18 protein-coding genes are annotated in these 23,129 nt (G+C 41.1%); 12 read left to right on the forward strand and 6 right to left on the reverse strand.

Going from position 1 to position 23,129, the window contains the following annotated elements; all coding sequences use genetic code 11:
* Positions 1 to 55: 55 nt before the first annotated feature.
* Complete coding sequence (locus HMAT_RS01485) at positions 56 to 886, reverse strand: AraC family transcriptional regulator (protein ID WP_104381047.1); 831 nt, start codon at positions 884 to 886, stop codon at positions 56 to 58.
* A 107-nt stretch (positions 887 to 993) separates the two neighbouring features.
* Here HMAT_RS01485 and HMAT_RS01490 point away from each other — a divergent pair, with 107 nt between their 5' ends.
* Both HMAT_RS01490 and HMAT_RS01495 read left to right on the forward strand, forming a co-directional pair.
* Entirely contained in the window at positions 994 to 1,908 is a 915-nt protein-coding gene (locus tag HMAT_RS01490; RefSeq protein WP_104381048.1) for an AEC family transporter, read from the forward strand.
* Between the two features lie 133 nt (positions 1,909 to 2,041).
* Positions 2,042 to 2,488 (forward strand): DoxX family protein, encoded by a 447-nt coding sequence (locus tag HMAT_RS01495; protein ID WP_104381049.1) that lies wholly within the window; start codon positions 2,042 to 2,044, stop codon positions 2,486 to 2,488.
* A gap of 45 nt (positions 2,489 to 2,533) precedes the next feature.
* Here HMAT_RS01495 and purL read toward each other — a convergent pair whose 3' ends face one another.
* Positions 2,534 to 6,208, reverse strand: coding sequence for a phosphoribosylformylglycinamidine synthase (purL, locus tag HMAT_RS01500; RefSeq protein ID WP_104381050.1), 3,675 nt, complete (start codon positions 6,206 to 6,208; stop codon positions 2,534 to 2,536).
* A 573-nt stretch (positions 6,209 to 6,781) separates the two neighbouring features.
* On the opposite strand from purL, the gene pheT reads away from it, so the two are divergent.
* From pheT to rny, 4 genes are all read left to right on the forward strand, one after another.
* On the forward strand, positions 6,782 to 9,178 hold the full coding sequence (gene pheT / locus HMAT_RS01505; protein WP_104381051.1) for a phenylalanine--tRNA ligase subunit beta: 2,397 nt from the start codon (positions 6,782 to 6,784) through the stop codon (positions 9,176 to 9,178).
* Positions 9,179 to 9,218: 40 nt separating this feature from the next.
* The gene (locus tag HMAT_RS01510) at positions 9,219 to 9,524 is read left to right on the forward strand and encodes a hypothetical protein (protein ID WP_104381052.1); all 306 of its coding nucleotides are present in this window, start codon (positions 9,219 to 9,221) and stop codon (positions 9,522 to 9,524) included.
* 57 nt (positions 9,525 to 9,581) lie between these two features.
* Entirely contained in the window at positions 9,582 to 9,872 is a 291-nt protein-coding gene (locus HMAT_RS01515; RefSeq protein ID WP_046675831.1) for a cell division protein ZapA, read from the forward strand.
* Positions 9,873 to 10,183: 311 nt separating this feature from the next.
* Positions 10,184 to 11,737, forward strand: coding sequence for a ribonuclease Y (gene rny, locus HMAT_RS01520; protein WP_104381053.1), 1,554 nt, complete (start codon positions 10,184 to 10,186; stop codon positions 11,735 to 11,737).
* A gap of 235 nt (positions 11,738 to 11,972) precedes the next feature.
* On the opposite strand, the gene HMAT_RS01525 is transcribed toward rny, so the two are convergent.
* A complete protein-coding gene (locus tag HMAT_RS01525; RefSeq protein ID WP_104381054.1) occupies positions 11,973 to 12,626 on the reverse strand; it encodes an HAD-IA family hydrolase in 654 nt (217 codons plus the stop codon).
* A 140-nt stretch (positions 12,627 to 12,766) separates the two neighbouring features.
* Here HMAT_RS01525 and HMAT_RS01530 point away from each other — a divergent pair, with 140 nt between their 5' ends.
* Positions 12,767 to 13,294, forward strand: a complete 528-nt coding sequence (locus tag HMAT_RS01530) for a hypothetical protein (protein ID WP_104381055.1) — start codon at positions 12,767 to 12,769, stop codon at positions 13,292 to 13,294.
* Positions 13,295 to 13,437: 143 nt separating this feature from the next.
* Here the strand turns inward: HMAT_RS01530 and HMAT_RS01535 are convergent, their stop codons facing one another.
* Both HMAT_RS01535 and HMAT_RS01540 read right to left on the reverse strand, forming a co-directional pair.
* The gene (locus tag HMAT_RS01535) at positions 13,438 to 14,763 is read right to left on the reverse strand and encodes an ABC transporter permease (RefSeq protein ID WP_104381056.1); all 1,326 of its coding nucleotides are present in this window, start codon (positions 14,761 to 14,763) and stop codon (positions 13,438 to 13,440) included.
* On the reverse strand, positions 14,756 to 15,691 hold the full coding sequence (locus HMAT_RS01540) for an ABC transporter ATP-binding protein (RefSeq protein ID WP_104381057.1): 936 nt from the start codon (positions 15,689 to 15,691) through the stop codon (positions 14,756 to 14,758). Before HMAT_RS01540 ends, HMAT_RS01535 begins: the two co-directional genes overlap by 8 nt.
* A gap of 192 nt (positions 15,692 to 15,883) precedes the next feature.
* Between HMAT_RS01540 and yihA the strand changes: the two genes are divergently transcribed.
* The 3 genes from yihA (at position 15,884) to HMAT_RS01555 (ending at position 19,175) form a co-directional block, all read left to right on the forward strand.
* Positions 15,884 to 16,513, forward strand: a complete 630-nt coding sequence (gene yihA / locus HMAT_RS01545; protein ID WP_104381058.1) for a ribosome biogenesis GTP-binding protein YihA/YsxC — start codon at positions 15,884 to 15,886, stop codon at positions 16,511 to 16,513.
* A 100-nt stretch (positions 16,514 to 16,613) separates the two neighbouring features.
* Positions 16,614 to 17,468: a UbiA-like polyprenyltransferase gene (locus tag HMAT_RS01550; protein ID WP_104381059.1), complete on the forward strand. Its 855-nt coding sequence runs from the start codon at positions 16,614 to 16,616 to the stop codon at positions 17,466 to 17,468.
* A 30-nt stretch (positions 17,469 to 17,498) separates the two neighbouring features.
* Positions 17,499 to 19,175 (forward strand): PNGase F N-terminal domain-containing protein, encoded by a 1,677-nt coding sequence (locus tag HMAT_RS01555; RefSeq protein ID WP_104381060.1) that lies wholly within the window; start codon positions 17,499 to 17,501, stop codon positions 19,173 to 19,175.
* An 84-nt stretch (positions 19,176 to 19,259) separates the two neighbouring features.
* Here the strand turns inward: HMAT_RS01555 and HMAT_RS01560 are convergent, their stop codons facing one another.
* Positions 19,260 to 19,721: an Lrp/AsnC family transcriptional regulator gene (locus HMAT_RS01560; RefSeq protein WP_104381061.1), complete on the reverse strand. Its 462-nt coding sequence runs from the start codon at positions 19,719 to 19,721 to the stop codon at positions 19,260 to 19,262.
* A 158-nt stretch (positions 19,722 to 19,879) separates the two neighbouring features.
* Between HMAT_RS01560 and HMAT_RS01565 the strand changes: the two genes are divergently transcribed.
* Complete coding sequence (locus HMAT_RS01565; protein ID WP_104381062.1) at positions 19,880 to 20,956, forward strand: PLP-dependent cysteine synthase family protein; 1,077 nt, start codon at positions 19,880 to 19,882, stop codon at positions 20,954 to 20,956.
* 115 nt (positions 20,957 to 21,071) lie between these two features.
* Complete coding sequence (locus HMAT_RS01570) at positions 21,072 to 22,754, forward strand: protein-disulfide reductase DsbD (RefSeq protein ID WP_104381063.1); 1,683 nt, start codon at positions 21,072 to 21,074, stop codon at positions 22,752 to 22,754.
* The last annotated feature ends 375 nt before the right edge of the window (positions 22,755 to 23,129 follow it).

The following is a 23,129-nucleotide window of genomic DNA, read 5'->3' on the forward strand; positions in this document are numbered from 1 at the left end:
CTGAAAAAGGCAGTGCCTTCTATAGTCCTAGACTGTCAGTCGCGATGCAAAAGCGTTATTTTAGATGTTGCTGCCTATAGATTTTTGGACTATATCCCTTTTTACGCTTGTAGAAATGGGATAAATGGCTTTCGTCAACAAATCCTAATTCCTGAGCAATCTGTTTTAGTGTATATGCAGTGGATTTAAGCCGATGTTCAATTAATTCGACGCGGTACATATTGATGTAATCTCTTAGGCTATTGCCAAAGTTCTTCTTGAAATAGATGCCAAAATAAGTCGGAGCGATATTAAATTTCTGTGCGATTGTCTTTATCTGAAGATACTCGGGCGTAAAAATATGCTGATGGATATAAGCCGAAATCGAGCTGTCCAGTTGAAGTGTATGTGCTTGCGGCAAGCGTTTTATCTCAGATATTTCTTTAAAAAGTCCAAAGATAGCAAGTAGTTGATCAAATAACCATTGTGCGGTCTGGCTGACTGCAGCAAGACTGTATAACCTGACCGCCTCCATAAGATGAGAAAAGATCAAACGGTGGTGTTCGGTCAAGACAAGTTTATTTTCTCTGAGCCCTCTGTCGTTCATTAACTCCATAATCCATGCGTATAATTTTTGCTGGCGTCGATTTTGCAGAAAATAGCTGTCCGTAAAAAGAATAAACAGAAAGTGTGTTTTTTCCTGTATGCTGAAGTAATGTCGATCTGCAGGACTCACGAGAAAAATATCCCCACGTTCGTAATCCAATTCAAATTTATTGATGACCTGCTTCCCACGTCCGGCCCGAATGTAAACTAATTCATAATAATTCTGCTCATGCATGGGTAGGTGAAAGGTATCTTCCACAAATTCGCTGATCAATAATGGCTCAAATTGTTTCTTTCGCATGATCTTTTGATAGATAGTGTTAAATATACATAAAAATAATGTATTTATACATGTTTTCTCTAGCACTACTATTGCACTTTTGTGTCGTCTTAAATTGTAGGAAAAACATGGTTAATTTTATAATGATTGCGTTTTGTATTGCCGCTGGCATGCTGTTGAGGAAAGCAAAGTTGATCCATGCTGAGGCGCATAAAGGAATTAATACCTGGATACTTTATTTTGCGCTTCCGGCAGTTTCCTTTAAGTATATCCCAAAGGTTGTCTGGTCTTCGGCGATGCTGTTTCCGATTTTTTCAGCGATTTTGGTGTGGGCTGGAAGCTGGTTATTTATGGAATGGTACTGTAAGTGCAAATCCTATAAACAGCGTTCCAGAAGTAGTCTGGAATTAGCAGCAGGCTACAGCAATACCTCTTTTATTGGGTTTCCGTTGATTATGGCCTATTTCGGAGAGGCACAGTTGCCGATAGCTATTATTTGTGATCAGACGACGTTCATCTTATTGTCCACTGCGGGGATTATCAATGCCCTTAAAGCGAACCTGCATGATGGGCAATCCATTGATGCAAAATTTATGCTGAAAAAGCTGATTACATTTCCACCTTTGATCGGGTGCGTCCTCGCATTAACTTTATCCCAATTTACTGACTTCAGTATAGCTGAGCCTTTTTTTGATAAGCTTGTGGCGACGGTAGGACCGTTGGCACTATTCTCTATCGGTTTACAGTTGAAGTTTGATGGCTGGCGTCAACAGGCTGCACAGATCAGTACAGCTATGATCTATAAATTGATTTTGGCTCCACTGTTGGTTTTGTTATTTGCATTAATACTGGGCGTAAATGGCTCCGTTGCCCGGATCAGTATTTTTGAAGCTGCAATGCCTACGTTGGTCACTTCGGGTATTATTGCCGAACAGTATCACCTCAATACAAAATTGGTAAACTTGGTGATCGGTTTTAGTATTGTAGCGGGACTAATAACGACTGCATTATGGGATCTAGTGATTCAGTTTGTGATAGCCTGATCTGTTTCTCGACCTTTTGATCCTCTCTAGACCGCGAGACCGCAATAGCTTGTGTATTAAAATGATACTAGGAACAACTTTTTTGTGTTTCAGCTGTTATAGCAGTATAACCATCTATAAAAGGAGGTATATTATGAACCTGATACATAGAATTGAACATTGGGGAAACGTCCATCACCCACAATGGATTGATTACCTAAGAATTGCCTTGGGCATCATGATTTTTGCCAAGGGGGTAAGTTTCGTAAACGATAGGCAAGTGGTTGAGCACATGATTGAACAGAGTAGTTTTCACCTATCGATATGGGGAGCAGTTCATTATGTGGTATTTACGCATCTGGTGGGCGGCCTGTTTCTAATCTTGGGTTTCCAAACCCGTTTAGCGGCATTATTGTTGTTTCCCGTCTTGGTGGGAGCTGTCTTTTTTGTCAACATCACCAACGGCTTTAGTTATTTGAATTCCGAATTGTGGCTTTCGATAGTCGTATTCTTTTTGTTGATCTTTTTTATGGTTATGGGATCTGGAAAATACTCCCTTGATAATATGATGAACAAACCGGGATACAAAAGGGATATCTAAAAAAAAGCTCCTTCATCTATGAAGGAGCTTTTATCTTTTCCCTTGTTATTTGTTTTGATTGTCAATCCAATTGCGTGCATTGACGAAAGCTTCTAACCATGGAGAGACCTCATCCTGGCGTCCTTTTGGATAGTTTGCCCAGTGCCATTGGAAAATCGAGCGTTCGATATGTGGCATCGTTGCCAAATGGCGACCAGATTTATCACAGATCATCGCAGTATTGTAGTCTGAACCATTTGGATTATGTGGATATTGTTCATAACCGTATTTGGCAACAATATTGTATTGTTCTTCTGCAAGTGGTAGATTGAATTTTCCTTCACCATGTGAAATCCAAACACCCAATGTACTTCCAGCTAATGTAGAAAGCATAACGGAGTTATTTTCCTGGACTTTCACTGAAACAAAATTTGACTCGTGTTTTCCTGAAGTATTGTGCAGCATTTTACCGTGAACCTCATGTTCGGGGTTGATCATTTCCAGTTCCATAAACAATTGACAGCCATTACAGATACCGACAGAAAGAGTGTCCGGACGTGCAAAAAAGTCTGCCAATGCCTTTTTCGCTTTCTCGTTGTAGAGGAATGCTCCAGCCCAGCCTTTTGCTGACCCCAGTACGTCGGAATTCGAGAATCCACCAACGGCACCAATAAACTGAATCTCTTCGAGTGTCTCGCGGCCTGAAATCAAGTCTGTCATATGGACATCTTTTACATCAAAACCGGCTAAGAACATTGCATTGGCCATCTCGCGCTCCGAATTGGAACCTTTCTCACGGAGAATGGCCGCTTTTGGACGAGTTTTACTTCCGTCAATCACTGGTTTTTTGCCATTGAACTGACTTGGGAACGTAAATGTTAACGGTTGATTTTTATAGTTGTCGAAACGTTGTTGGGCAGTTCCGTTTTTCGATTGTTTCGAATCCAATAGGAATGAAGTGGTCGACCAAACATCACGTGTTGCCGCAACATCAAAGCTGAAGTTCTCTTCTCCGTTTTTGATGGTAACGGTGCTTCCTGCTACTGCATGGCCAATTTTTATGGCATCTACGCCAGCTTCTTTAACAGCTTGCTCGAAAACAGTATCATTTTTAGCTTGAAGTACAAGTCCAATATTTTCACTGAACAATACTTTTACAGCATCAGACTCATTTAATCCCGAAAGGTCATAATTTGCAGCCAAATTCACATCTGCAAATGTCATTTCCAAAAGGGTCGTGATCAAACCACCGGATCCGATATCATGACCGGCTTCGATTTGGTTATCGTTGATTAATTGCTGAACGGTATTGAATGCTGTTTTGAAATAGTTCGCATCTTGGATTGTAGGAACTTCTGTACCTAATTTGTTGACAATCTGAGCGAAAGACGAACCGCCTAATTTGAAGTTGTCTTTTGATAGATTGATGTAGTAAATGGATCCTGCATTTTTGTTTAAGACAGGTTCAACTACTTTGGTAATATCCGTACAATTTCCAGCCGCAGATATAATCAATGTGCCGGGAGCGATTACATTTTCGCCATTTGGATATTTTTGCTTCATCGACAGGGAGTCTTTTCCTGTAGGGATATTGATTCCTAATGCGATTGCAAAATCCGAACAAGCTTTGACAGCCTGATAAAGTCGAGCATCTTCACCTTCGTTATTTGCTGCCCACATCCAGTTGGCTGACAAAGAGATGCCTGCAAGACCATTTATAATCGGTGCAAATACGATATTTGATAATGATTCTGCGATAGCAGTTTTACTAGCCGCTGCCGGATCAATTAATGCTGCTACAGGGGAGTGTCCTATCGTTGTTGCAATACCCTCTTTTCCTTTGTAGTCAAGAGCCATGACACCAACGTTATTTAAAGGTAACTGTAATGGACCTGCACATTGCTGTTTGGCAACACGGCCACCCACGCAACGGTCCACTTTATTGGTCAACCAATCTTTGGAAGCCACAGCCTCCAATTGTAGTACCTGATTTAAATAGCTTGGGATATTCGCGGAATCATAGGTAAGATCCGCATAATTACGAGCAACTATTTTATCACGCATAAAGGTCTTTGGTGATGAACCAAAGAAATCCTCTAAGGCATAATCCATTGGTTTGGCACCATTGCTTTTTGATGCAAATGTGAAGCGGTGATCTCCGGTGACGTCACCTACGGTGTACATTGGTGCACGTTCACGATCAGCAACACGCTTTAGGATTGCAATATCATCTTCAGCAATCACCAGGCCCATTCTTTCCTGAGACTCATTACCGATGATTTCTTTTGCTGAAAGAGTAGGGTCACCTACCGGAAGTGCATCAAGATCAATTAAACCGCCTGTTTCCTCTACCAATTCGGATAGACAGTTGAGGTGTCCACCAGCGCCATGGTCATGAATAGAAACAATTGGGTTATGATCTGCTTCAACTAAGCTTCGTACAGCATTGGCCGCACGTTTTTGCATTTCCGGATTTGAGCGTTGAATGGCATTCAATTCAATGCCTGACCCGAAAGCGCCTGTATCAGCAGAGGATACTGCTGCACCGCCCATACCGATACGGTAATTTTCACCTCCTAAGATGACGATTTTATCACCTATTTTTGGGGTATGTTTTTTGGCTTGATCCAATTTTCCATAACCGACACCACCAGCTTGCATGATGACTTTGTCATAACCAAGCTTACGGCCTTCTTCTTCATGTTCGAAGGTTAGTACAGATCCCGTAATCAAGGGTTGTCCAAATTTATTCCCGAAGTCAGAAGCTCCATTGGAAGCTTTGATGAGGATATCCACTGGTGTTTGGTAAAGCCATTGGCGTTCTGGCATTGCTTTCTCCCAAGGACGATCTTGCAATAGACGTGAATAGGCTGTCATATAGACCGCGGTACCCGCCAAAGGAATCGCGCCTTGACCACCGGCCATACGGTCACGAATTTCACCACCAGATCCTGTCGCCGCTCCAGAGAAAGGCTCTACAGTCGTCGGGAAATTGTGGGTTTCGGCTTTTACGGATAAAACAGAATCGAAAGATTTTTCCTCGTAAAAGTCAGGCTTGTCAGCGGATTTAGGTGCAAACTGGGTGACCCGTGGGCCTTTAATAAAGGCTACGTTGTCTTTATACGCAGAAACAATCTCATTTGGATTTGTTTCGGAAGTTTTCTTGATTAATTTAAATAGGGAAGTAGGTTGTTCTTCACCATCAATGATAAATGTACCATTGAAAATCTTATGTCTACAGTGCTCAGAATTGGCTTGTGAAAAAGCAAAGACCTCGGAGTCTGTTAAAAGACGGCCCAATTTGGTGGCAAGATTGTTTAGGTAGGCCACTTCTTCCGGATTTAATGCCAATCCTTCGGATTTGTTGTAGGCATCAATGTCTTCAATTTCCAAGATAGGTTCTGGTGTGATGTTGACCGTGTACATATCCTGCGTCAACGTACTGAACTTTTGTGAAATCATTGGATCGAAATCATTGAAATCTGCTGGTACCGGTTGAAATTCTTCGATACGAACAATTCCTTCAATACCCATGTTCTGTGTGATTTCTACTGCATTGGTACTCCAAGGAGTGACCATCGCTGCGCGGGGGCCTACAAAGTAATGGTTAAGGGTTTGGTCGTCGAGTTTTTTGGCGTTGCCGAATAGCCAGTTGAGTTTAGTAATGTCTTCTTGTGATAAAGAGTTTACGCTTTGAACACCATATACGGTGTTCGATGGGTTCTCAAAGAAATGAATCATTATAAATGTTTGTTTTGAACGTTCTTCAAATTAAAGCACAAAGTTACATATTATTTTTATGGAAATGATTGAATTTTGATTAAAAAATAGCGGTTACTATTCGGTTTAAAAACAGTGAAATAGCGGTTCTTATGTAAATAAATGTAAAGTTGTGTTAATTCGTGTAAATAAATGTTATCATTCTACCCACTGTTAGGATAGGTCGCTTGTAGGTGGTAGATTCGTAAACCCTATTCCCTATGAGTATAACATGATCGAGCCTTGGGATGTAGATCTAATGCGCATCCCAAGGCAAAGATTGAATTAGGCTGTCGATCAACCAACTTCATAGTCATCTTCTATTCGATTTTTTTCAACCTTTAAAAATCCTGTTTTCTCAGTGCATTATAACGAGCAAGGTGGGTGGCAATCAGGATATGGCAGATTACAAAGAATGCGAGTAACAGTAAGACTATAGTCGGGTGAGCGCCTGGGAAAATGCCTGTATTGACGGGGATAAATTGATATACTACGCAATTATAATTGCATACAAAGTCAAATTTATCTAAGTTTGTGCATCAAATCAAATTCGAGATGAACATTTCATATAATTGGTTAAAACAACACGTTAATATAGATTCGACGCCGGAGGAATTATCTTTGATCTTGACAAACACAGGATTGGAAGTAGAGGCACTGGACGTTGTACAGAGTATCCCCGGTGGATTGGATGGTTTGGTCGTTGGCGAAGTAAAAACTTGTGAGCAACACCCGAATGCTGATAAATTGCGCATTACTACAGTTGATGTAGGCACTTCTGAATTACTAAATATCGTATGTGGGGCGCCAAATTGCCGTACTGGATTGAAAGTAATTGTGGCAACAGTAGGTACAACATGTCACCCCTTGAGCGGAGAACCCTTTAAGATTACCAAATCTAAAATTCGTGGCGAAGTATCCGAAGGTATGTTATGTGGTGAGGATGAAATCGGTTTAGGTACATCGAATGCCGGTATTGTTGAATTGCCAGCTGATGTTGCGGTAGGGACATTGGTGAAAGATCATTTCAATATTCAGGATGATTACCGTTACGAAATAGGCCTTACACCGAATCGTGCAGATGCGGCTTCCCATTTAGGTGTAGCACGCGATATCGCTGCTTATTTCCGTACGAATATCCTAAAAGCGGATGTTTCGGCCTTTCAAGCGGCTGAGGAAGCTGGTACAGCTGTTGTCGTCGAAGACACTGCAGCTTGTCCACGTTATAGTGGAATCAATATTTCCGGTGTTCAGGTTGCTGAATCGCCTGATTGGTTGAAAGAAAAATTAAATGTGATTGGTGTACGTCCAATCAATAATATTGTCGATATCACCAATTATATATTGCACGACCTTGGCCAGCCATTGCATGCGTTTGATGCGGATAAAATTGCGGGTAACAAGGTGCTTGTCCGTACAGCAAAAGAAGGGGAGAAGTTTGTGACCCTAGATGCTGTGGAACGGACGCTTTCTGCTGAAGACCTTGTGATTGCTGATGCTGAAAAACCAATGTGTATCGCTGGTGTTTTTGGTGGTGCACATTCAGGTGTTTCGACAGAAACAACCAATGTGTTTTTGGAATCGGCTTATTTTAATGCTGTATCAGTGCGTAAGACCTCTAAAAGACATGGTCTGAAAACAGATGCTTCATTCCGTTTCGAACGTGGTACAGATCCTAACATTACTGTAGAAGCGTTAAAACGCGCGGCATTGTTGATTCAGGAAATTGCTGGGGGGACGATATCTTCGACCTTGAAAGATGTATATCCTGTGGAAATTAAACCATTCTCATTCCATGTGAGCTATGCGAACGTGGTCCGTTTAATTGGACAAGCAATCCCCAATGAGGAAATTAGAGCCATTATCGTTGCCCTGGGTATTGAGGTTGCTTCAGAGACAGCTGCGGGACTAGATGTTTTAGTGCCCGCTTATCGTGTTGATGTAACCCGCGAAGTAGATGTTGTCGAAGAGGTATTACGGATTTATGGTTACAATAATATTGAACTAAAATCCCAAATCAAAGCTTCATTAAATACTGTTGAAAAACCAGATAAGGAAGTGGTTTTAAATCAGCTGGCTGATTTGTTGATCGGTAATGGATTCCGTGAAATATTAGCGAATTCGTTGACAAAGCTTGATTATGCAGATGACAGCGAGACAGCGGTAAAATTGTTCAATCCATTAAGTTCAGATTTGGATACCATGCGTCAAAACATGTTGTTCTCCGTATTGAATGCCATTGAATATAATCAGAAGCGGAGAAATTTTGATCTGAAATTTTTCGAATTCGGTAAAACCTATTCGTTGGATGGTGAGGGGTATAAAGAAACGCAGCATTTGACTTTTGCAATAACTGGAAGAGAGGAAGCTGAACAGTGGAATAGCAAAAAAGGTAATGTCAATTTCTATAACCTCAAAGCAGCAGTTGATACCATTGTCAAACGGCTAAAGATTGAGGGCATACAAATACAAGATGCACCGAGCAATCATTTTGCCTACGGATTGAGTTATATGAAAGGTCAGAAATGTCTGGTTTCTTTCGGTGCGGTAGCTCATGCCAACTTGAAAAAAGCAGATGTTGAGGGGCAGGTTTTCTTTGCAGATTTTGACTGGGATGTCTTGATGAAAATCATTCGCAAGAATAGTATTCAATATAAGGAAGTGTCGAAATTCCCTGCTGTACGTCGTGATTTATCCCTGTTGATTGATGAAAATGTGAGCTTCGATAAGCTTCAATTTGTCGCTCAAAAGACCGAACGCAAGCTTTTAAAGGAGGTAAATGTGTTTGATGTGTATAAAGGTGATAAAATTCCGGAAGGGAAAAAGTCTTATGCTCTGAGCTTTATCCTGCAAGACGAAGAAAAAACATTGACCGATAAACAAATTGATGCGATAGTTCAAAAATTAATTGTTAATTTTGAGAAGGAACTAAGCGCAGAGGTGCGTGGTTAATTAGAGATATAACATTAATTGGTAACATTCGATTTACGCTATGGCAACATTGTCTTCACAAATGAATCTGATCGTTGAGAAAACGAAAAACTTAATTCAAATGTGCGAAGTCTTGCAAGAAGAAAATGATTTGCTTAAATTAGAGGTACAATCCTTAAAAGTGGCTTTCGACGCGAGCAACGATAAAAGCAAGCAGTTGGAAGAGAGAGTCAAGGCGCTTGCAGTAGCCCGAACCTTGGATTCTGAAACGGATAAGGAAGCAATTAATGAAAAAATACTTGACACAAAACAAAAAATTAACGATTTTGTGCGAGAAATAGACAAGTGTATTAGTTTGTTGAAGTAGTTGGAATTTGGAGATGATCGGAATTTAAACTAATACAACGTTAAAAAGCTCAAAGAAATGGGAGAGATTTCCATAAAAATAAATATCGCAGATCGTGTTTATCCCCTACGGGTGGAAAGCGCGGAGGAGGAAGTGATTCGACATGCTGCGAAATTGATAAATGAAAAAGTAAAGGAATTGCAGGAAAACTATACTGTGAGAGATAAGCAGGATTTGTTATCCATGTGTGTATTGCAGTTTGCTACGCGGATGTTAAATGCGGAGCGGCAGTCCCAGAACCACGAAGTGGGGCTGGAGAATTCAGTACAGGAGCTTGACCAGTTGTTGACGGATTTCTTTAAAAAATAAATTTACGTTCTTTATATTTAGAGCTTAAAACGACGAATTTGCCGCAATTAAATTCGGGTTGTCACTATTTTAAACTTAACGCTTCAATATTACAGGCGCAAAAAGATATAGGCCATTTTGCGAAAGCCATCTGGGTCATAATCTAAGCCTAATTATGTAATCACGAAGTTTAATAATACATGAGACCTGTTTAAATTTAATTGCGGTTTTTTTTTGTTATGAAACCAATATGCACTTAGCCGGCTTGCAAGTGGTGTGGATGAAATTTAGTAATTAATAAAAATAAACATATATAATACAATTATACATACATGGACGTCGCAATTTATATCATAATTTCTCTGATTGTTGGTGTAGTTATAGGTCGTTATCTGTTGGTTCTGTTATTCAAAAAACAAGAACAGGAAGCCAAAGATAAGGTAAATAGCATACTAAAAGATGCAGAGCAAGAAGGAGAACACATTAAAAAGAAACGCCTATTAGAGGCTAAAGAAAAATTCCTTCAATTAAAATCCGAACATGAAAAGGAGGTGAATCAACGTAACAACACCATTAATCAAAAGGAAAATACGTTGAGACAGAAAGAACAATCCATTAACCAAAAGCTGGAAAGCATCAACCGTGATAAGCAGGAAGTGGATACCAAAAAGAAGCAACTGGATAAATTGGTTGAACTTAATGAAAAGAAATCCGAAGAAGTTGAGGCTTTAAAATTACAGCAGATCAAACAATTGGAGAGTATCGCTGGTGTTACAGCGGACGAGGCCAAAAATCAATTGGTGGATTCGTTACGTGAGGAAGCCCGTTCCCAGGCCATGATTCAGATCAAGGATATTGTGGACGAAGCGAAATTGACCGCGACGAAAGAAGCGAAAAAAGTCGTTATCCAAACGATCCAACGTACCGCTACCGAATCCGCAATCGAAAATACTGTTTCCATTTTCAATATTGAAAATGATGAGATTAAAGGTCGTATTATTGGTCGTGAAGGCCGTAATATCCGCGCTTTGGAAGCGGCAACCGGTGTAGAGATCATCGTGGATGATACACCGGAGGCAATTATTCTTTCTGGTTTTGATCCCGTACGTCGTGAGATCGCCCGTTTGGCCTTGCATCGCCTGGTAACAGATGGCCGTATCCACCCGGCCCGTATCGAAGAGGTTGTGGCAAAAACACGTACTCAGATCGAAGATGAGATCGTTGAAATTGGTGAGCGTACAGCCATTGACCTTGGGATCCATGGATTACATCCTGAACTGATCCGTATGGTCGGACGTATGCGTTACCGTTCTTCCTATGGACAGAACCTTCTACAGCACTCCCGTGAGGTTGCCAATTTTGCGGCAACAATGGCTGCGGAGCTTGGCTTGAACGTCAAACACGCAAAACGTGCCGGATTACTCCATGATATTGGTAAAGTGCCCGATGATAATCCCGAATTGCCACACGCGATTCTAGGTATGCAGCTTGCTGAAAAATACAAGGAACACCCTGATGTGTGTAATGCAATCGGTGCGCACCACGATGAGATCGAAATGACCGCCTTAATTTCTCCGGTTGTACAAGCATGTGATGCGATTTCTGGTGCACGTCCTGGGGCAAGGCGTGAGGTGGTTGAAAGCTATATCAAACGTCTTAAAGAACTGGAGGACCTAGCTTTATCGTACCCAGGTGTGGAAAAAACCTTTGCCATCCAGGCTGGACGTGAGTTGCGCGTTATTGTGGAAAGCGAGAAGGTATCTGACGCACAGTCAGAGATACTGGCTGCTGATATCTCCAACCGTATCCAGACTGAAATGACCTATCCGGGACAAATTAAAGTAACCGTTATCCGCGAAACAAGATCTGTATCTTATGCAAAATAAGGAACTGAAAAGCCCTGAAAATATTTAAGGGCTTTTTAAGTAAACCATACTAAAAAAAGAGACTGTCTCCTACTTTTGTTTCAAACAAACCTAGGAGGCAGTCTCTTTTTTATTTTAATACCTATCAATTTAAAAATAAAAAAAGGCTGTGTTTGTCAAAAGGGACTGTAGATTTTGATATAGAAAGTTTTTGAAAGTGCGCTGCGTGGAATAGTTATCCCCTCTTAAAATCTGTTTATGCATCAAAAAACTTAATTAAATCCTTTACGCTAAGCAGCAGATAAGTTGGTTTCTCCTTGATCAGTTCTTCCGCACTGCCATAGCCGTAAAGTACCGCAATGGCATCCATGTTCGTCTCCTTGGCACCGATAAGATCATGTTTGCGGTCGCCGATCATAATACATTCATGCGGGCTCGTTAGACGTGCATTTTCCATCACATATTGAATGACGCTGGTTTTTGTAGGCCTGGAGTCGTCCAACGCACTTCCCCCGGCGAAATCAAAATACTTGTCTATAGCAAAATGCTGCAATATCTTGTGCGCAAAAATTTCGGGTTTGGATGTTGCTAAATAAATCTTGTAATCTTTCGATTTAAGTCCCTCCAATAGTTCAGGAATACCATCAAAAAGCATATTCTCATACAAACCCTGCGTGGCAAAGCGTTCGCGGTATTTGTCGACACAGACCAAAGCTTCCTGCTCCTCAAATCCATAGGTGTACATGAATGTATCTTTCAATGGGGGGCCAATCAATGGTTTGAGACTATCCAAATCAGACGTAATAATTCCCTTGGCTTCAAGTGCATAAGCGATACATTTAGTAATGCCCTCAGCAGGGTCGGTCAAGGTTCCATCAAGATCAAATAAGATGTGTTTATAAGACTTCATGCTGCAATATTACGGAATTGGATAGGAGATTACCAGCTAAGGCCAAAAGAATGCATATAATGACAAGCATCAGACCAAAAAAATAATATTATTATGATGCGCGACCGCCTGGGCAGATCAATATTTATTAAATTTGCCGAATGAAACAAAAGAAGAAAGTTCAGGAAGTAGAACCAAAGCGTCCAGTGGATACCTATTTTGAGGAGTTGGATGCCAATTTTCAAGACCCAGGCAATCGCATGATTCAGATCATCTTTTTGCCGCTGTTATTCTTCGGCGTGATGGGCTGTATCTGGATGATTCCTTTTCCACAGTTTGAATTTTTGGTGAAACTCAATTGGCATACTTTTTTGAACTGGGGTTCTTTCTTCATTGCGATTGTTATCTATTTTTACCTTAAACTATCTGCAACCCTGTCTTACGCGATTTTATTCTCGATAGGGGCAATGAGCTATTTTATTGTCCAGTTGGAATATGTGCAAAAAAATGGCGGCCCTGCAGTAATATGGATATGCCTTGCAATTGCATTGCTCGCACTGGCCGCGTTGTATGTTGGTAAAGGAAAAGAGAAAAAAGCAATCAGCGGAAAACAGTTCGTACAATTCCTACTCATTGGCCCGATATGGTTATGGCATTTTGTATTTCAGAAGTTTAATATTCGGTATTAAATGATCTACAAGATAGGTGTTCTACTAGGAAAACAGACTATAGTAGCAAAATAAGGGAAGATTTTATCCTGTACATGATATAAAAAAGGCCAGATTGCATTGTGTAATCTGGCCTTTTTTATTTATTCGATTCGTCAACCTGATCAATTTTTATAATTGAACCACTTGATGATTTCTTTGAGGCTTGCTTTCTTTCCGTAGATTAAAATCCCTACACGATAGATACGCGCAGCGACCCAAGTGATCAAAAGGAAGGTTAAGATAAGTAAAGCCAATGAAGTTAATATTTGCCATAAAGGGACTCCAAATGGAATACGTACCAGCATAGCGATCGGCGAAGTAAAGGGGATAAAGCTCAGCCAGGTAGCGATTGGCCCATTTGGATCGTTAATGATAACCCCAAAGGAGAGGATATACGTCAACAATAGGGGCATGGTAATCGGCATGGAAAATTGATTGGCCTCTGTTTCGTTATCTACGGCAGAACCGGCAGCAGCAAAGATAGCGCTATACAGCAGATAGCCGGCGATGAAAAATAGAAAGAAGAAAACGATGACTTCGGTGAAGTTGAAGCTTTGGATGGAGGCGAGAATGGAGGCGGATCCGCCTTTTCCGATCGCGTTGGATACCGTTCCCATATTGGCCGCTCCGGGCTGGCTGGCAGCCACCTCTTGCATGTCCTGTGGATTGACAAATAGTGTCGTAGCGGTAATAAAGAGCCCAAGGGTAAGCACGAGCCACATGACAAATTGGGTGAGTCCAACCATGCCAATTCCCACAATTTTGCCCATCATAAGCTGAAAGGGTTTTACAGAGGAAATAATGACCTCAATTATACGGTTGCTTTTCTCTTCAATGATGCCCCGCATGACCTGAGCGCCATAGAGAAATAGGGAGAGATAGACTAAAATAGCAAGTGCAACTCCAATTCCCATTGCTATAGCTGTATTGCTATTTTTTTCTTCACCATCTACTGTGATTTCTTTGGCATCGATAGCCACTTTTGGTTTAATGGATTGGATGAGGTTGAGGTCTATCCCTTTGGCTTTATATTCTTTTTCCCGAATGATATCTTCCAGCTGGCCGCTGATCACCTCCTGGGTGACGAAACTTGTTTTACCACTGGTAATCAATTCTGCCTTTTGTGTTGTCAGGATATCTTGAGGAATGTATAAGATCGCCTGTTTGCCTTGTTCCTGAGCCAAGCGCTCCTTTTGTTGCTGTAGTGGTAGTTGGCTCTTCTTATAGCTTACATTTTTATTACTCTGCAGTCTACTGGCAAAGTCGCCTTGTTGGTCAATGATAAAGACTTCCGTATGGGCATCCTTGAAGCTTTTTTTTGTTAAATAAAACATGCCCGCATATAATGCAAAGAAGAATAAGGGCACCGCGAAGGTCATGACAATGAATGATCTTTTCTTGACACGGGATAAATATTCCCGTTGAATAATGAGTAGTATCTTATGCATGATCTGGAGATAAAGGTGAGACCTCAGTAACTTTCTGAATAAAGATATCCGCCATGGAAGGGACAATCTCAATGATTTGGTTGAGTTGAATTTTTGGTAAGATCTCAGTTAACACATGGTTTATATTAACGCCATTATTTAGTTGAATAGTAGTGTTATAAATGTTGTCTTTTTGTGAAGAAGAAACAATTTGAAATAAGTTTTCATTGCGGATGTCAACCGCTTCGGTATTGGTGGTAAACTCCAATGTATAGGTTTGGTTTCTGTAGTCTTTCTTGATGGTTTGTACAGGGCCATCGAGGATTTTCCTGGAACGGTGAATTAAGGCGATATGGTCACAAAGTTCCTCTACTGTTTCCATCCGATGGGTGGAGAAAATAATTGTGGCGCCTTCCGCATTTAAGCGTAAGATCTGTTCTTTGATGATGTTGGCATTTACCGGATCAAAGCCGGAGAAGGGTTCATCGAGGATAATCAATTGCGGCTGGTGAATGACGGTTGCGACAAACTGGACCTTTTGTTGCATTCCCTTACTGAGGTCTTCGATCTTCTTGTCCCACCATGAGGATATATCGAGACGTTCGCACCAATCGTGTATCCGCTGTAAAGCTTCTTTTTTAGAAAGCCCTTTCAACTGCGCCAGATAAAGCATCTGATCACCGATTTTCATTTTTTTGTAGAGCCCACGTTCCTCCGGGAGGTAACCTATCTGGGCGATATGCTGTGCCCCCAATAATTCCCCATTGAACCGGATTTCACCTGAATCCGGAGCGGTGATCTGGTTAATGATACGGATCAGGGATGTTTTTCCAGCTCCATTTGGACCCAACAGCCCAAAGATCTTTCCTTTTGGAATCTGGATGGACACATCGTCCAATGCACGATGATTGGCGTAATCCTTGGTGACATGATTGATTTCGAGTAACATCTTTTTAGGGTTTAATTAAATTCAGTATGGCATAAAATATAGCATATATCGTTTGCTATCAAATATACACTTGTTTATTTTGACTATTAGTATCTGAACAGCATTAAATGTTACAGATTGGCCGTTCAGTTTTTTATCGCATAGAAGGGTGTAAACCTTGCCAAACGGATTCATTTAATGTACCTTTGTTCCATGGAAGTAAAAAAAGCCGAATTCGTGTGTAGCAACACGAGAGTTGACAAATTACCTGCGCCAAATTTGCCCGAGTACGCCTTTATAGGCCGTTCTAATGTAGGTAAATCTTCTTTGATCAATGCAATGACAAATAAGAAGGGACTTGCCAAAACCTCTCAAAAACCTGGTAAGACTCAGTTGATCAATCATTTTATTATAGATGATACCTGGTATCTGGTCGATTTACCTGGTTATGGATTCGCTAAAGCATCCAAAACAAGTCGCACAGAATGGGAAAAATTCATTCGTAGATACCTCACGCATAGAGACAATTTACAATGTGTATTTGTTTTGGTAGACAGTCGCCTCGAGCCGCAGAAGATTGATCTTGATTTCTGTTATTGGTTGGGTGAATGCGGTTTACCCTTTATGTTGGTCTTTACCAAAGCAGACAAGCAATCAGCGGTAAAATCCGATGCGAATATTGCAAAATTTAAAAAGGAGCTGTTGCAATGGTTCGAAGAGGTGCCGCCGGTGTTTTTGACCTCGGCTGAGAAGAAAGTCGGCCATGAACCGATTCTGGAAACCATTGATGAAGTCAACCGCCGATTTGTGGGCCCTGAGCCGGAAGAAAGAATGCCGTTTTAAGTATTTCAAAAAAATAAATTCGTTAATATCATTGCTTGGTCAACCTGATCATTGCCGAGAATAGGGTGTTAAACGTTTTAAAATCCATTAAGATGATCTCATGAAGAAGTATCTTTCTTTAGTTTTATTTGCTCACAGTGTATTTGCATTGCCATTTGCCCTTATTGGCTTCTTTTTGGCCCTGCATACCACTGAATACGCCTTCTCCTGGAAACTGTTACTATTGATGTTATTATGCATGGTAACAGCCCGGAATGCAGCGATGGCTTTCAATAGGTATTTGGATAGGGACATCGATGCCATTAATCCAAGGACAGCAATGCGTGATATTCCAGCAGGGAAGATTTCAGCCCGGAATGCATTGATCTTTACCGTTGTCAATTGCTTACTTTTTGTCACAGCGACTTATTTTATAAATTCCCTGTGCTTTATGCTGTCGCCCATCGCACTTTTTGTTGTACTTTTTTATTCTTATACCAAACGATTTACTCCTTTGTGCCATTTGGTACTCGGTGCGGGACTGGGTTTAGCACCAATTGGGGCATATATGGTGATCACGGGCCAATTTGCAACTGTTCCTGTTCTGTACGGCTTTGCTGTATTGACCTGGGTGAGTGGCTTTGATATAATTTATGCTTTGCAGGATGAGGCCTTTGACCGGGCCAATACGTTGAACTCCATTCCAGTATGGTTGGGAACAAAAGGAGCGATGCGGGTATCCGAATGTTTACATGTGGTGTCTTTTATATTTGTTTTAATACCAGCCTTTTTAATGCCCATCGGTTGGATTTATTATTTAGGAGTTGCGTTTTATGGTGCATTGCTGATCTATCAACACACCCTATTTTCGTCGACAAATCTAAGTCGGGTAAACCGTGATTTCATGACCACCAATGGTTACGCGTCGGTTATTTTTGCAATCTTTTATCTTTTGGATATGTGGTTGATAAAATAACGTTTTTGTGTCTAATCCAATATGTATACGATGAAGAAAAATATCCTTTTTGTTTCAATGTTATGTCTGTCATTGTTTTCTTATGCCCAGAAGCTAACGAGCTATGTCATCCAGTATAATCAAAGTTTTAACGGGAATACACCTACTAATCAGAATACGGTGTTGGTGTATGCTAATGCGAACGAAACTTATGTCAGCTCGGAAAAAGATATAAAAGGACAATTGTCGCCGCCTTATGAACGTGTGTTGGTGACGCGGTCAGCCGGAAATAACCTGCTTAAAATTGCGAAACTGAAAGATGGTTCACATATTTTGACAGGGGACTCTCTGGCGCTTTCTAAGCAGAAATTTACACCGACCAATGAGACAAAGACCATCTTGGGCTATCTCTGTAAAAAAGTAGAAACCAGTATCAACTCCAATAAGATTGAGCTATGGTATACGGATAAACTTGGCGTAAAAGGAGCTCCGAGCGAACTAGGGCAGGATCTAGGGTTAGTGCTAGAAGTAATCAGAAATGGCAATACACGGACTTTCGCAACGAAAGTTGAGAAAGTCAATGCTATCCCTGATCAATTGAAGCTAAAAGGAAGCGAAAAGCGCTATGATGAACTTTCCTATAAAGACCTTATTTGGAAAAACCGTTTTATTCAGCTTCCTGTTTTTCAAAAAGAGCGCATTCGTTTTTCTGATGATGTCAAATCTGATTCAATTCTACGTTTTGCCAATGGTACAGTCATTGTCAAGAAGATCAAAATACCGAAAATCAAACTTAGCGATAATGTTTTTGTTCAGCTTGTGGAGCAATCAAAAGGTGATGCCTATGATCGCACTGGATCCGTTTTTATTATTCCTGCCAATAAAGCACAGAACTTTCTCGATGGGATGAAAAATGGGATGTCGACCCTACCGACGTATGGAAATGGTAATGGGAAAAGCTACCAAGGTGTGGTAAGAACTGAGACTTTCGAACCTATCGTGGAATTGATGCGGTTTTTTACCCCCTTTGGTGTTAAGCAGTTTAACTATCTTCAGTTAAAGGATAAGGTTTGGCAGGATTCGGTACTTTACAGGCAGGATGTGTCAGAGCTCGCCGGGATGTTGAGCGAACAGGAAGTATATGTAGGCGCTTTCATCGGCAACTATGATAAGAATGGACATGAAGTTAGCGTTGAACTCACGATTCACCCTGGTTTTGAGGCTGGGTCGGAAGGAAAATTAAAAAAGACCATGTCCTTATTTACGACAACCAATGTCATGGAAATGGGCGGGCAGGAGTATGGATCTATGTTTGATCAGGATAAAGGACTGACGCTCTCGTTTCACTTGGATCAGGATGCCAAAAACGTGCAACTGCGTTATATCACAACCGGTCATGGAGGTTGGGGAAATGGCGATGAGTTTGTGCCCAAAGAAAACCGAATTTTTCTAAATGATGCCCTACTGTTTAAGTATACCCCCTGGCGTAATGATTGCGGTTCTTACCGTTTGTCTAACCCCGCTTCGGGTAATTTTGCTACAGGGTTATCTTCATCCGATTTAAGTCGCTCCAATTGGTGTCCGGGAACAGTTACACCTCCAATTTATATTGATCTGGGGGATTTAAAAGCTGGTGCTTACAAATTGCAGGTTCAGATCCCACAGGGGGCTCCGGAAGGGACAAGTTTCAGTAGCTGGAACGTCACCGGGACCTTGCTGTTCGATTAAATTGAATGATATAGGTGAGGTATTGATTTTATTGAAATCAATACCTCATACTTTTTTTTGGGGTGTTTGTCATGTTCGTACCTATTATAATGGATAAGCAGTTTCACTCTTTGTTTCGGATAATACAAAATAAGTCTGTACGGTATTGACCTGCGGGAGCACCGCCAGGCGGTGTCTCAAGAAGATGTGATACGCATCCATATCCTTTGTAGCGATGCGTAACATGAAATCATAAGATCCGGCCATCTGATAGCATTCCATTACCTCCGGGAATTTGGCTACTTCTTTTTCAAATTCGTTCAAAACCTCAAATGTATGCGCTTTCAGGAATACCTGTGAAAACGAAATCAGTCCAATCCCGATTTTGTGCCGATCCAGGATCGCTACTGTTTTTTTGATATAACCCAACCTTTTTAATTTTTTTACCCTTTCGTGCACTGCTGCGATTGATTTATTCAATTCAAACGAGAGTTCCTTATTACTTAATGAAGCATCATGCTGTAATAAGCGCAATAATTTTAGATCGATATCGTCCAATTCCATAATATGAATATTTTCGGTGTTGTTGCAAAATTACAATGTAGGAATGAATAATTTATTGTTGCTGATGTGTTTTTATTGAATTTTTCTTGAAATTATAGTTATGTATTGAATAATATCTTGTTATTGTTCAATTTTGCAACAGAATAATCATTTATATAAAAATGGCTGAACAAGAATTACTAAGTGCATGTTTATCGCCTGCATTGGACAAAAGATTTAAGCATTTGTGGAGATTGGTCGGTAATACGCCAATGTTGGAATTGCAGTATACTTACAAAGGTAAGCCAGGCCGCGTATTCGTGAAATGTGAGAATTATAATTTAACCGGTAGTATCAAAGACAGAATGGCTTTATATATTCTATATAAAGCATATATGAATTGCCAAATTAGACCAACGGATGTTGTTATTGAAGCTACAAGCGGAAATACAGGAATTGCTTTTTCTGCAATTGGTAAAGCTTTGGGACATCAGGTAAAGATTATCATGCCAAATTGGTTGAGTAAAGAGCGTACCGATATTATCAGAAGCATGGGTGCCGATATTCAGCTGATCAGTAAAGAAGAAGGTGGTTTTTTGGGAAGCATTCGTTTGAGTGAAGAGCTTGCTGCCGCTGGTGGTGTTTTTCTTCCAAGACAGTTTGAAAATCAATATAACGCGGAAGCACATGAGAAAACGACTGGTTATGAAATTGTGAAGCAATTGGAAGAACAGGGCTTGATCGCGGATGCCTTTGTGGCAGGAGTAGGAACAGGGGGAACCGTCATGGGTGTAGGACGCAGCTTGCGGAAGGCAAATCCAGATGTTCGTGTACATCCCTTGGAGCCTGCGGAGAGTCCAACATTAACAACAGGACATAAAGTCGGTTCGCACCGTATTCAGGGTATATCCGATGAATTTATTCCGGCAATTGTGAATTTGGATGAACTGGATCCTGTTGTTTGTGCCAACGATGGCGATTCGATCATTATGGCTCAGAAGCTGTCAAGGCAATTGGGACTTGCCGTTGGCATTTCTTCGGGGGCAAATGTTATTGGAGCGATTAAATTACAACAAGAGTTAGGTGATGAAGCAGTTGTCGTCACGCTACTATGTGATGACAATAAGAAATATTTAAGTACGGATTTGGTGAAAGAAGAGCCTATTAAACCAGGCTATTTATCCAGTGATGTTGATTTTCTGGGTTTTCAACCAATTTGTAGGCTGCCAAATCCGGTATTTGGGGCGAATAAGATTTAGTTTCATATGTTTATAGTGAACTCGGGGAGTGTATTGCTCCTCGGGTTTTATTTACACAAGAACAAATGAACAGGTCTCAAAGCAAAATAAATTATGAAAAACACATGATATTCTGATGAAAACTAATTTTAAACTATTAACCCTTTTATTCCTGCTCATTTTTCCTCTTGCTATGTTTGCGCAGCAGGACAGTACGGTTAGCCCGGAAGGTATCGAATTCACGGATGGTACCATCAGCCCGGATTCATTATCTTTTGAAGAGTCTCCTGACACTGTTACAGCTGGTGTAGACTCCAGTAAGACGATGGTAGCTGCCACTGCTAAAACCGTTGGTCCGGCAGAGGGTGGAAAAAAGTCACTTTGGAGTATTTTTATTGCAGGCTTGGTCGGGGGCTTCGCGGCCTTATTGATGCCCTGTATATTTCCGATGCTTCCTTTGACCGTAAGCTTCTTCACTAAACAGTCCGGTAGTCGCGCCAGTGGCATAAGTAAGGCTTTATTGTACGGACTATTTATTATCGTGATTTATGTCGCTTTGGGCATGATCATTACCATTGCATTTGGTTCTGATGCACTCAATGCCCTTTCGACCAATGGGATTTTTAATTTTATTTTCTTTTTGCTGTTGGTGGTATTTGCGGCCTCTTTCTTTGGTGCATTTGAAATTACCTTGCCGAGCTCTTTTGTCAATAAAATGGATGCCAAGTCGGATAAAGGAGGACTTGTAGGTCTATTTTTTATGGCATTTAGCTTATCTTTGGTGTCGTTTTCCTGTACCGGTCCGATTATCGGAACGCTCCTGGTGGAAGCAGCGTCAAAAGGTGAACGATTGGGGCCAGCCATAGGTATGTTGGGGTTCTCCATTGCCTTGGCTATTCCATTTGGCCTATTCGCCATGTTCCCATCAATGCTTAAATCGCTGCCCAAATCAGGTGGCTGGTTGAACAGTGTAAAAGTGGTGCTTGGTTTTTTGGAGCTGGCTTTGGCATTGAAATTTTTGTCGAATGTAGATTTGGCTTACCATTGGAACTGGTTGGACAGAGAAGTGTTCCTCTCTTTATGGATCGCCGTATTTGGTTTGATGGGGCTTTATCTGATTGGTAAAATTAAGTTTTCCCACGATAGCGACCTCAAATTTCTGTCTGTTCCGAGAACAATACTCGCTATTGTTGTTTTTTCCTTTGTGATTTATATGATTCCCGGTTTATGGGGAGCTCCCTTAAAGTCTATTTCAGCCTTTTTGCCCCCATCGGCAACCCAGGATTTTGATTTATCCACTGGAGTTGGCAGTAGTCCTGCTGCGCATACGGATGGAAAAGTCAAAAAATACGCTGAGATTTTTCACGAGCGTGGTACACCAAAAGGCTTCGATCCCTATTATGATTACGATCAGGCTTTAGCAACGGCGAAAGAGCTTAATAAGCCTGTTTTGATTGACTTTACAGGCTGGAATTGTGTTAACTGCCGCAAAATGGAGGCAAATGTATGGACAGATCCTGCGGTAGCCAAGTTGTTGAAAGAAGAGTTTGTAATGGCCGAGTTATTTGTGGATGATAAAACTGAATTGCCTGTCAATGAGCAGATAGTTTCTGCATACAGCAATAAAAAAATTAAGACTATCGGAAACAAAAACAGCGATTTTCAAGCTTCCGCATTCAATAGTAATTCGCAGCCATTGTATGTGATTGTTGATCCAAACGGTCAGGTGCTGGTTCCTCAAAGTGGGGCAAATTACAATGTTGAACAATACAAAGCATTTCTACAGAGCGGTGTAGATGCATTCAAAAAGAAAAACTAACCATCGTCATATGCTAATTTTATCCCCTTTGCGGTTTGCAAGGGGGATTTTTTTTGCGTAAAGCTTAGTTTTTCGATCCTGCAATGCTTCTTAATATAATACTTTTCTAGGGATTCTTTCGTTCACCATCGAATTCGTTTCGCCAAGGCTTCGGCAACGCTTCGGCACAGTGTCGTATCTAATTCGCCCTAAAGTCGGGGTGAATCCGTATTGAGTCCATGATGAGTCCGTGTTGAGTCCGAGTCTCGGACGCATTTATCAGATACTCATTGCGTAGTCATCACGCTCACACCTAGTAGCAGAGGCGAATCTGTCCCGAATCAGATGCAAATATGACCCGAATAACTCCCGAACTCGGAGTCAGCAAGGGTTAAA

The organism is Sphingobacterium sp. HMA12 (genome assembly GCF_002933815.1).
Classification (GTDB): Bacteria; Bacteroidota; Bacteroidia; order Sphingobacteriales; family Sphingobacteriaceae; genus Sphingobacterium.

What these genes read in the sequence shown, in the direction of transcription:
- HMAT_RS01510 (WP_104381052.1), top strand. Translation starts at nt 9,219, where the DNA reads ATGGCAACATTGTCTTCACAAATGAATCTGATCGTTGAGAAAACGAAA.
- pheT (WP_104381051.1), top strand. Translation starts at nt 6,782, where the DNA reads ATGAACATTTCATATAATTGGTTAAAACAACACGTTAATATAGATTCG.
- rny (WP_104381053.1), top strand. Translation starts at nt 10,184, where the DNA reads ATGGACGTCGCAATTTATATCATAATTTCTCTGATTGTTGGTGTAGTT.
- HMAT_RS01535 (WP_104381056.1), bottom strand. Translation starts at nt 14,763, where the DNA reads ATGCATAAGATACTACTCATTATTCAACGGGAATATTTATCCCGTGTC.
- HMAT_RS01515 (WP_046675831.1), top strand. Translation starts at nt 9,582, where the DNA reads ATGGGAGAGATTTCCATAAAAATAAATATCGCAGATCGTGTTTATCCC.
- HMAT_RS01495 (WP_104381049.1), top strand. Translation starts at nt 2,042, where the DNA reads ATGAACCTGATACATAGAATTGAACATTGGGGAAACGTCCATCACCCA.
- yihA (WP_104381058.1), top strand. Translation starts at nt 15,884, where the DNA reads ATGGAAGTAAAAAAAGCCGAATTCGTGTGTAGCAACACGAGAGTTGAC.
- HMAT_RS01565 (WP_104381062.1), top strand. Translation starts at nt 19,880, where the DNA reads ATGGCTGAACAAGAATTACTAAGTGCATGTTTATCGCCTGCATTGGAC.
- HMAT_RS01530 (WP_104381055.1), top strand. Translation starts at nt 12,767, where the DNA reads ATGAAACAAAAGAAGAAAGTTCAGGAAGTAGAACCAAAGCGTCCAGTG.
- HMAT_RS01490 (WP_104381048.1), top strand. Translation starts at nt 994, where the DNA reads ATGGTTAATTTTATAATGATTGCGTTTTGTATTGCCGCTGGCATGCTG.
- HMAT_RS01555 (WP_104381060.1), top strand. Translation starts at nt 17,499, where the DNA reads ATGAAGAAAAATATCCTTTTTGTTTCAATGTTATGTCTGTCATTGTTT.
- HMAT_RS01485 (WP_104381047.1), bottom strand. Translation starts at nt 886, where the DNA reads ATGCGAAAGAAACAATTTGAGCCATTATTGATCAGCGAATTTGTGGAA.
- HMAT_RS01570 (WP_104381063.1), top strand. Translation starts at nt 21,072, where the DNA reads ATGAAAACTAATTTTAAACTATTAACCCTTTTATTCCTGCTCATTTTT.
- HMAT_RS01550 (WP_104381059.1), top strand. Translation starts at nt 16,614, where the DNA reads ATGAAGAAGTATCTTTCTTTAGTTTTATTTGCTCACAGTGTATTTGCA.
- purL (WP_104381050.1), bottom strand. Translation starts at nt 6,208, where the DNA reads ATGATTCATTTCTTTGAGAACCCATCGAACACCGTATATGGTGTTCAA.
- HMAT_RS01525 (WP_104381054.1), bottom strand. Translation starts at nt 12,626, where the DNA reads ATGAAGTCTTATAAACACATCTTATTTGATCTTGATGGAACCTTGACC.
- HMAT_RS01540 (WP_104381057.1), bottom strand. Translation starts at nt 15,691, where the DNA reads ATGTTACTCGAAATCAATCATGTCACCAAGGATTACGCCAATCATCGT.